Source organism: Corallococcus sp. AB049A, from assembly GCF_003668885.1.
In the GTDB taxonomy this organism is placed as follows: domain Bacteria; phylum Myxococcota; class Myxococcia; order Myxococcales; family Myxococcaceae; genus Corallococcus; species Corallococcus interemptor.
In genome coordinates, this window is sequence record NZ_RAWL01000011.1 from 40,916 (window position 1) to 50,510 (window position 9,595).

Here is a 9,595-nt window from a genome sequence, read left to right on the forward strand (position 1 = left end):
CTAGCCTTGTTCGCCGTGTCTCGGGTCCCCTGACCCACGCGCTCCCCCACTGCGCACATGAACTCCACTGAGCACACTCCGGAACGTCCCCAGGAAGCCGCCGCGTCGCCGCGCGCGGCCATCCTGATGGTGGACGACCATCCGGCCAACCTCCTGGCGCTGGAGGCCATCCTCGAGCCCCTGGGCCAGGACCTGGTGAAGGCCACCAGCGGCGAGGAGGCGCTCAAGCAGCTGTTGCAGCGCGACTTCGCGGTCATCCTGATGGACGTGCAGATGCCGGGGCTGGACGGGTTCCAGACGGCGGCGCTCATCAAGCAGCGCGAGCGCACGCGCACCATCCCCATCATCTTCCTCACCGCGCTCAGCCGTGACGCGGCGCATGTCTTCAAGGGCTACGCGCACGGCGCGGTGGACTACCTGCTCAAGCCCTTCGACCCGGAAATCCTCCGCTCGAAGGTCAGCGTCTTCGTGGACCTGTTCCTCAAGGAGCAGCAGCTCCAGCGCCAGGCGGCCCTCCTGCGCCAGCGCGACCGAGAGGCCCTGGAGCGCCAGAGCGCGCTGCGCTACCGCCGGCTCACGGAGGCCCTGCCGGAGCCCATGTGGGCGGCCCGCGCGGACGGAGCGCTGACGTACGCCAACCGGGCCTGGCGGGAGTACACCGGCCACCAGGAGGGGTATGAGCTGTCGCTCTCCTCCTTCCTCCAGGACGTGCACCCGGCGGACCGCGAGCGCATGCGCGTGGTGTGGAGCGACGGGCTGGAGCAGGTGCATGGCAGCACGCAGGAGTTCCGGCTGCGGCGCAAGGACGGCGTCTACCGCTGGCACCTGGCGCGCGCGGTGCCCGAGCACGACGAGCACGGGGCGCTGGTGGGCTGGCTGGCCATCGCCACGGACATCGACGACAAGCGGCGCGCGGAGGAGGCGCTGGCCCGCTTCAAGACGACGCTGGACGCCACGCTGGACTGCGTCCTGATGTTCACCCCGGACACGCTCACGCTCGCGTACGCGAACGCGGGCGCGGCCAAGCAGCTGTCCTCCTCCGTGGAGGAGCTGGTCGGCCTGTCGGTGCTGGAGGTGGAGGGCGCCTTCGACGAGACGGGCTTCCGCAAGCTGCTGGCGCCGCTGATGTCCGGCACGCTGCCGTCGCAGACGTACTCCACCAACCACCGCCGCCGCGACGGCACGGAGGTGCCGGTGGAGGTGGTGCTCCAGTACGTGGCGGAAAAGGAGGGCCCCGGCCGCTTCATCTCCGTGGCGCGCGACATCACCGAGCGCCAGCGCGCGGAGACGGCGCTGCGGCTGGCGAGCGAGGCGAAGGACGCGTTCCTCGCCGCCGCGAGCCACGAGTTGCGCACGCCGCTGGCCGCGGCGAAGGGCCACGCGCACCTGGCGCTCCTGAAGCTGGGCGGGCAGACGGAGGCCGGCCCGGGCAAGTCGCTGCAGATCATCAACCGGCAGATCGACCGCATGGCGAAGCTGGTGGAGGACCTGCTGGACATCAGCCGGCTGCAGGCGGGCCGCCTGTCCCTGGAGCTGGAGCCGTTTGATTTGTCGCAGCTGGTGCTGGAGACGCGGGACCGCATGGCGGTGCTGTCGCAGACGCACGAGCTGAAGGTGGAGGTCCCCGAGCACCTGGAAGGCACGTGGGACCGGGGGCGGTTGGACCAGGTGCTGACGAACCTGTTGTCCAACGCCATCCGCTATTCGCCGGAGGGTGGCCAGGTGCTGGTGCGCCTGGCGGCCGAGGGCGACAGCGGCGTGCACCTGTCCGTGAAGGACCAGGGCGTGGGCATCCCCAGCGAGAAGCAGCGGCTCATCTTCGAGCGCTTCGGCCGCGCGCACGGCAGCAAGTACGGAGGCCTGGGGCTGGGGCTCACCATCAGCCAGGGCATCGTGGAGCAGCACGGCGGCCGCATCTGGGCGGAGTCCACGGGGAAGGTGGGTCAGGGCTCCACCTTCAACGTCTGGCTGCCCCGGCGCACGGAGGCCCAGGCGGCGACGCCGACGGAGTCCTCGCGCACGCCGAGCTAGAGGAACCGGCGGATCCACCGGTTCGTGTCGCTCTCATGGAGGGACAGTCCCTCCGCTTCGTGCTGGAAGAGGAAGGGCTCCATCAGGCGGGCCAGCGCGCGGTACTGGGGAGGGATGGCCTTTTCCTGCGTGTCGATGGGGTCTGGCCATTCGTCCAGCGTGACGAGCACGCGGTCTCCGTCCATGGGAAGCAGGGAGACCTCGGGGAAGGGGAGCGCGTTGCGGAGCGCTTCAATGCCGCCGAGTTGTCCCAGCAGGGGCTGACCGAGGAACGTGAGCCAGTAGGGGCCCAGGGCTCGGGTTCCAAGGATGGTGCCGAAGTCCTCGATGTTGTGAAGGTCCAGACCTGGGAAGCGCGCGAGGAGCGCTTCGATAAGATCTACCCTTGCGGAGCTCCAGAGGCCTGCCGGAGAAATGATGGCGAAGCTGGCGTAGCCGAAGCTGAACGGCAGCTCTTGAGCCAGCTCCAGCGCCAGGGCACGAAACGAGGCTGCTCCGTTCTCCTGGAGGTATTCGGTGGGAAACGTGAATGACGCCGAGCCGAAGGGAGCGTTGCCGAAAGGATTGTTGCTGGACCAGCCTGCGTATTCGAAGGTGTAGCCGCTGGAGACATCACCTCCCCCTGGGCTTTCCATCAGCAGTGCACGTCCGCTGTAGCCCGAGGGACGCTCGATCATCTGCTGGCGAGCGATCTCCCAGCCCCTGTCGTCGAGCTCCAGGATGTCGCCATCGTCCGCTCCGTACCAACCCAGCGAGCCCGGGGGAATGACCTGACGGTAGTGCTGCAATGCACGCCATGCCGCCAGCGCGACCTCCTTGTGCTCACGCTGAATGAAGAAGTGGAGGACGACGCCATCGCGGGCCGTGGGGACGGGAGGGCTGCCTTTCGACCACAGGCGGATGACTGGGTACTCCTTCGTCATGGCTTCACCTCTCGCAATCCATACCGGGGCGAAATGAGCAGTGCCTGTCCCCCCAATGCGTTCTGATAAAGGGTTCTCTGAGACATGTCTTCGTAGGGGCTGCCCCGGCCGTACTGTGTCCACTGTGGCAGGTTGCTGTCGGGGCACGGGAACTTGAAGTCCAGCGTGAGCACGGACTTCAGCAACTGGCTGCGGTTCTCGTGAAGCACGATGTCCGGCTTGATGGTGCCCCGGAGTTCGTCTGTGCAGCCATCGGCGAGGAGCCGCGCTTCCTTCTCCTGGCTGATGCTCTCCACCATCCGGGCGTGCGGGTAGTATCGGTAGCGCTGCTCGATGCTGAAGGGCGCGGGCCACAGCTTCTTCAGTACCTGCTCCGCGCATTGAAGAGCGAGCACGTGCTTCTGCTTGCCCAGGAACATGGCCCGGGTCACGGGATTGCCGCAGCGGTCCTGCTCCACCACCTCCGCGCACTCCTGACGCGTCGGAGGCCGGTCCTGGAAGAAGCGTGCGTTCCCCACCTGCTCGGCTTGCACCGCGCACGCGGTGAGCTGCTTTTCCAGCTCATCCGCGCCGTGGTCCTGCTGCATCAGCGCGAGCACTGCCGGAGGGATGGCCCGAACCAGCGGGGAGGCCATGGCCTGGGTCGCTGCCCGCGCGGACGCCTGCTCCGCCACGTAGGCCGCGTACCGTGCCTTCCCGGCCGTCTCTGAATCCACGAACCCCAGCTCTCCGTGCCGGGAATGCCGTGGCCCTCCGGCACATGCCGTCAGCAGGGCACAGGCGACCCAGAGACTCATGCGCTGTCGAACTGCCATCAGGGTTGGAGGAACCGGCGGATCCACCGGTTCATGTCCTGCTGGTAGAGAGGGAGCTCTTTCTCTTCGCCTTCGTACCTGAAGAGGAAGGGCTCCATCAGGCGGGCCAGCGCGCGGTACTGGGGAGGGATGGCCTTTTCCTGCGTGTCGATGGGGTCCGGCCAGTCGTCCAGTGTAACGAGCACGCGGTCACCGTCCATGGGGAGCAAGGAGGCTTCAGGGAACGGAAGCACGTTCCGGAGCGCGTCGATGCCGCCCAGCTGGCCCAGCAGGGGCTGGCCCAAGAACGTGAGCCAGTGGGGGCCCAGGGCTCGGGTTCCGAGGATGGAACTGAACCTCGTGACATGTGGCGCATCCAGGCCGGGATAGCGAGCGAGCAGCGCTTCGGTGCTGTTCCAATTGCCTGATGCCCAGGACCCCTGTGTCGACACAATGGCGGGGCTGGCGTACCCGAAGTTGAAGGGCAGCTCACGAGCCAGCTCGAATGCGAGGGTGCGTAAGTGCTCCGCACCGTGCCTCTGGAGGTATTCCGTGGGGAACGTGAACGCCAATGCCGTGACAGGGGCGTCGTGGAACGGGCTGTTGAGCAGCCGCCCGTAATACTCAACCTGGTAGCCACCTGTTTCGCTGGGGCTCTCCCGCAGCTCAGCGGTTCTTCCGCCGCCTCCAAGACAGTCAATCACTTCCTGGCGGTTGTGCTCCCAACCCGCATCGTCGAGCGGCACCATGTCGCCGTCATCGGAGGTGTACCAATTCAGTGCGCCAGCGGGGATGACTCGGCGGTAGGTCTCGATGGCTCTCCAGATGGCGGGAGCGACCTCTGTATGGTCACGATGGATGAAGAGGGCGACGACAACGCCATCGCGGCCCACGAGCCAGCCGCCTCGGTCGCGAAGCCGGATGAGGGGAAAAGCTTCGTTCATTGTCCTGATGTCCTCATTCCTCTTGGTGGGGAGATGAGGAACGCTCGTCCACCCAACGCTTGTTCATAGATGTCCCGCTGGGTTTGGTCGGCATAGGGACTGCTCCTCCCATATCGGGTCCATTGTGGCTCATTGGTATCCGGACACGGGAACTTGAAGTCCAGCGTGAGCACGGACTTCAGCAGGAGGCTGCGGTCCTTGTGAAGCACGATGTCCGGCTTGATGGTGCCCCGGAGTTCATCGGTGCAGCCATTGGCGAGGAGCCGCGCTTCCTTGTCCTTGCTGATGCTCTCCACCATCCGGGCGTTCGGGTAGTAGCGGTAGCGCTGCTCGATGCTGAAGGGCGCGGGCCACAGCTTCTTCAGCACCTGCTCCGCGCACTGAAGGGCGAGTACGTGCTTCTGCCTGCCCAGGAACATGGCTCGGGTCACGGGATTGCCGCAGCGGTCCTGCTCCACCACCTCGCCGCACTCCTGCCGCGTCGGAGGCCGGTCCTGGAAATAGCGCGCGTTCCCCAAGTGCTCCGCCTGGACGGCACACGCGGCGAGCTGCTTCTCGAGCTCATCCGCGTCGTGGTGGTCTTCCTGCATCAGTGCGAGCACGGCCGGAGGAATGGCCTTGAGCAGTGGAGAGGCCATGGCCTGGGTCGCGGCCCTCGTGGATGCCTGCTCCGCCACGTAGGCCGCGTACCGTGCCTTCCCGGCGGTCTCTGAATCCACGAACCCCAGCTCTCCGTGCCGGGAATGCCGTGAGCCACCGGCACATGCCGTCAGCAGGGCACAGGCGACCCAGAGACTCATGCGCTGTCGAACTGCCATCAGGGTTGGAGGAACCGGCGGATCCACCGGTTCGTGTCCTGCTGGTAGAGAGGGAGCTCTGTCTCTTCGCCTTCGTACCTGAAGAGGAAGGGCTCCATCAGGCGGGCCAGCGCGCGGTACTGGGGAGGGATGGCCTTTTCCTGCGTGTCGATGGGGTCCGGCCAGTCGTCCAGTGTAACGAGCACGCGGTCACCGTCCATGGGGAGCAAGGAGGCTTCAGGGAACGGAAGCACGTTCCGGAGCGCGTCGATGCCGCCCAGCTGTCCCAGCAGGGGCTGGCCCAAGAACGTGAGCCAGGCGGGGGCCAGGGCTCGGGCGCCGAGGATGGAGTGGAACCCGGTGCCGTGGTGGAGGTCCAGGCCCGGATAGCGAGTGAGGAGGTCCTCGACGTGGTCCCACTTCGCCGCGCCCGACATGCCATGGGACGAGGTGATGGCGAAGCTGGCGTATCCGAAGTTGAACGGAAGCTCGCGAGCGAGCTCCAGCGTCAGTGCGCGGAGATGGGCCGCACCATTTCCCAAGAGGTAGTCCGTGGGAAACGTGAATGACACCGAGTTGATGGGTGCCTTGCCGAACGGCGTATCAAGCGGATGGCCTTCGTACTCGAAGATGTAGCCGCTGGAGACTTCACCTCCGCCGGGGCTCTCCGACAGGCTCGCGTTCCCGCTGTATCCCCAGGGGCGCTCGAGCATCTGTTGGCGAACCACCTCCCAGCCCTTGTCATCAAGCTCCAGGATGTCGCCGTCATCCGTGCCGTACCAACCCAGCGAGCCCGGAGGAATGGCTCGAAGATAGGCCTGCAGCGCATGCCATACAGCGGGCGCGATCTCCGTGTGATCGCGGTGGATGAAGAAGCTGAGGCCAATGCCATCGCGAGCCGCGGGGAGCGGGGGCGAGCCTTTCGACCACAGGCGGATGACAGGGTATTCCCTGATCATGGTTTCACCTCCTTTACGCCTGTACGAGGCGAAATGAGCAAGGCCTGCCCTCCCAGGGCTTCCTCGTAGACGGTTCGCTGGGACCTGCCGGCGTAGGAGCCTGTGTCATACCTCGCCCAGGTGGGCCCGTTTGTGTCCGGGCACGGGAACTTGAAGCCCAGCGTGAGCACGGACTTCAGCAGGAGGCTGCGGTCCTCGTGGAGCACGATGTCCGGCTTGATGGTGCCCCGGAGTTCATCGGTGCAGCCATCGGCGATGAGCCGCGCTTCCTTGTCCTTGCTGATGCTCTCCACCATCCGGGCATGGGGGTAGTAGCGGTAGCGCTGCTCGATGCTGAAGGGCGCGGGCCACAGCTTCTTCAGCACCTGCTCCGCGCATGCCAGCGCGAGCACATGCTTCTGCTTGCCCAGGAACATGGCCCGGGTGACCGGGTTGCCACAGCGGTCCTGCTCCACCACTTCGGCGCACTCCTGCCGCGTCGGAGGCCGGCCATGGAAGTAGCGTGCGTTCCCCACCTGCTCGGCTTGCACCGCGCAGGCGGTGAGCTGCTTCTCCAGTTCATCGCGTCGTGGTCCTGTTGCATCAGCGCGAGCACGGCCGGCGGAATGGCCCGGACCAACGGGGAGGCCATGGCCAGGGTCGCGGCCCTCGTGGACGCCTGCTCCGCCACGTAGGCCGCGTGCCGTGCCTTGCCGGCCGTCTCCGAATCCACGAACCCCAGGTCTCCGTGCCGGGAATGCCGTGAACCCCCGGTACACGCCGTGAGCAACGCACCCACCACCCAGAGACTCGTCACGGGACGCACGCGCCGGACTCTATTGCCTCCTCCAGCTCCGGCGATGTCCATGCTTGAAGGAGTCGCCTGGATTCCAAGGACCGTGGCCGCGCTCGCGTGTGCTGTGCGCCCTGGTGTAACAAGACACTTCACGAGACACGCCTGATACATGGGAGCACGGACCTTGGACGCTCGGCACGGTTGGATCTCCCCCTCGCTCCTGGCGCAGGCCTGCGCTGGGGGACAGGCACTCCCACCGCGGCTGCGTGCCCGGTTCGAGCGCGCCTTCGGGGCCGACCTGAGCGCCGTGCGCCTGCACGAGCATCCCCTGGCCGCCAGGCTGGGAGCACAGGCCCTGTGCTGGGGCGAGCGGATCCTCTTCGCTCCGGGAACCCTGGAACACGACCTGGCTCGCGGCGGCCGGATCCTCGCGCACGAACTGGTGCATGTGCTGCAACAGCGCGCGGGGCGCGTCCCTCACGGAAACGGTGGGGCCGGGCTGCTCGTGGATGGAGCCCTCGAAGCAGAGGCCGAGGCCCTGGCGGCACGGGCCCTGTCGGGTGCGCGTGACTGCTGGACGGGCGCGGGCCGGGGGACCTCGCCCACTCCCGCGCTTCAGGCGTACCACGTCGTCCCGAACGCCCAGTTCGGCGCCCAGCACGTCAACCTCCACAACGCCACCTTCGAGACGCAGCGGGACGGCCTGCGGCCCCAGCCCTACCCGAAGACGAACCCCGACAGCTTCCTCATCGATGCCGGCACGGCGAACGTCATGGTGCGCGCCCACAACCAGGTCGCGCTCCGGTTCTCGGATGACAACGAGCTCGCCGTCGAGGACACCAATCCCCGCCACGAGCAGGCCAGGCACTTCTTCGCCACCGACCGCGCCATCGACCGGTGCAACCGCGCGCTGCGTTCCGCGGGCTCCAACTACCGGATCGCCAAGGTCCCCGGGCCCCGCTACCTCGAAGTCGGTCCCCCCGCGCAGCCAGGCTGCCTGCCCTTCCTGAGCGGTCCGGGACCCAAGCGGCTGTTCCAGGTGGCCATGTCCGAGGACGGGCTGTTCGATCCCCCCGTGTCGCAGAACTGCAACGAAATCTCCGGCAAGGTCATGGGGGAGCAGCAGGACTCGCGGCGCACCGTGAGGCTCAACCCGTCCGGCAATCAGCTCTTCCTCAACCTCCCGCGCTGGCAGCTCGGAGGCTGGGCCCACGCCTACCCGACCCATGGCGACATCCCCTTCCGGCTGGCGGTGCTCATCACCACGTTCCTCTTCCATGGACAGGGCGAGGGCCCCAACGCCGCCGCGGCCCGGCAGCGCGCGGTCAACGACTACCAGGTGGGATTGCAGAACGCGCTGGTGGGCGCCAACACCCCTCCGGCCCAGATGGCGGCGCTCGCGGGCTTCTATGGCCCCATTGGCCGCAACTACGGCCGGTTGGTGAACCGGGTCCGCGCCAACGCCGCCATGACCCTCAACGGCGTCAACCTCAACGCGGCCACGCTGGGCGCACGCTACGAGCAGCTGCTCTTCCGGCTGGGCCTCAACTCCCATGCGAACCCGCGCGTGGGCGACGCGTTCCAGACCTACTCCGTGGGCGCCATGGAGCGGTATCAGGATGCTCAGCACCGCAACTGGATGCGGATGCGGGACGAGGTCGCTCCCCGCCCGGCAGCGCCCATCCCTCCGCCCGTCTACTGCGAACCGGTGTGGGAGTATCACTGGGGCGGCGTGGTCGCGGAGAGCGGCGCGGACCGCATCACCTTCGAGAACTACGCCCGCAACTACGAGGACCGCGATGGTCCCCAGCTCCATGGCGGCGAGCAACGAGGCTTCTTCCAGATGACCCGCGTGCCCACCCAGGTCAATGATCCGCTCATCGCCCAGTCCTGGCACGAGAGCTGTTACGCCCACGGCTTCGCCAATGCCCTGACGTTGTGCGTCTCCAAGCTCGGCCGCTGCGGGCGCTAAAGCCGGCTCAACGCCTTCCTCGCGCCAGCAGCATCACCGCGACCAGGATGGCGCCCATCGCCGCCCAGGTCAGGGGGCCCAGCGTCTCTCCCGCGAACACCACGCCCAGGAGCACCGCCACCGCCGGGTTCACGTACGCGTAGCTCGTCGCGAGCGCCGGCCGTGCGTGCCTCAGCAGGTACCCGTACGCGCTGAACGCCACCAGCGAACCGAACACCACCAGATACACGAACGACGCCATCGCGCGCGCGGGCACCACGTCCGCCATCCGCTCCCCCAACCCGAAACTCACCCCCATCATCATCACGCCCGCGCTCAACATCTGCGTCGCCGGCGTCATCAACCCCGCGGCCATCGGCAGCCTCCGGCTCCACACCGACCCGAAGGCCCACGCCATGGG

9 protein-coding genes are annotated in these 9,595 nt (G+C 67.2%); 2 read left to right on the plus strand and 7 right to left on the minus strand.

Annotated features, from left to right (window positions below; genetic code table 11):
- Positions 1–57 precede the first annotated feature (57 nt).
- On the plus strand, positions 58–2,031 hold the full coding sequence (locus D7X55_RS02495; protein ID WP_120547051.1) for an ATP-binding protein: 1,974 nt from the start codon (positions 58–60) through the stop codon (positions 2,029–2,031).
- Here the strand turns inward: D7X55_RS02495 and D7X55_RS02500 are convergent.
- The 6 genes from D7X55_RS02500 to D7X55_RS02525 all read right to left on the minus strand — a co-directional run bounded on the left by D7X55_RS02500 (position 2,028) and on the right by D7X55_RS02525 (position 6,963).
- Positions 2,028–2,954, minus strand: a complete 927-nt coding sequence (locus tag D7X55_RS02500; protein ID WP_120547050.1) for a type VI immunity family protein — start codon at positions 2,952–2,954, stop codon at positions 2,028–2,030. The genes D7X55_RS02495 and D7X55_RS02500 overlap by 4 nt on opposite strands.
- Entirely contained in the window at positions 2,951–3,670 is a 720-nt protein-coding gene (locus D7X55_RS02505) for a hypothetical protein (RefSeq protein WP_120547049.1), read from the minus strand. Before D7X55_RS02505 ends, D7X55_RS02500 begins: the two co-directional genes overlap by 4 nt.
- Positions 3,671–3,768: 98 nt before the next feature.
- Positions 3,769–4,692, minus strand: coding sequence for a DUF3396 domain-containing protein (locus tag D7X55_RS02510; RefSeq protein WP_233609493.1), 924 nt, complete (start codon positions 4,690–4,692; stop codon positions 3,769–3,771).
- The gene (locus D7X55_RS02515; RefSeq protein ID WP_121722108.1) at positions 4,689–5,411 is read right to left on the minus strand and encodes a hypothetical protein; all 723 of its coding nucleotides are present in this window, start codon (positions 5,409–5,411) and stop codon (positions 4,689–4,691) included. The genes D7X55_RS02510 and D7X55_RS02515 overlap by 4 nt, the downstream gene beginning before the upstream one ends.
- 98 nt (positions 5,412–5,509) lie before the next feature.
- Positions 5,510–6,448, minus strand: a complete 939-nt coding sequence (locus D7X55_RS02520) for a type VI immunity family protein (protein ID WP_233609494.1) — start codon at positions 6,446–6,448, stop codon at positions 5,510–5,512.
- Complete coding sequence (locus tag D7X55_RS02525) at positions 6,445–6,963, minus strand: hypothetical protein (RefSeq protein ID WP_233609495.1); 519 nt, start codon at positions 6,961–6,963, stop codon at positions 6,445–6,447. The genes D7X55_RS02520 and D7X55_RS02525 overlap by 4 nt, the downstream gene beginning before the upstream one ends.
- 444 nt (positions 6,964–7,407) lie before the next feature.
- Between D7X55_RS02525 and D7X55_RS02530 the strand changes: the two genes are divergently transcribed.
- Positions 7,408–9,195, plus strand: coding sequence for a DUF4157 domain-containing protein (locus D7X55_RS02530; RefSeq protein WP_158626301.1), 1,788 nt, complete (start codon positions 7,408–7,410; stop codon positions 9,193–9,195).
- 7 nt (positions 9,196–9,202) lie between these two features.
- On the opposite strand, the gene D7X55_RS02535 is transcribed toward D7X55_RS02530, so the two are convergent.
- A partial coding sequence (locus tag D7X55_RS02535; RefSeq protein ID WP_147470008.1) for an EamA family transporter occupies positions 9,203–9,595 on the minus strand: 393 nt, incomplete at its 5' end.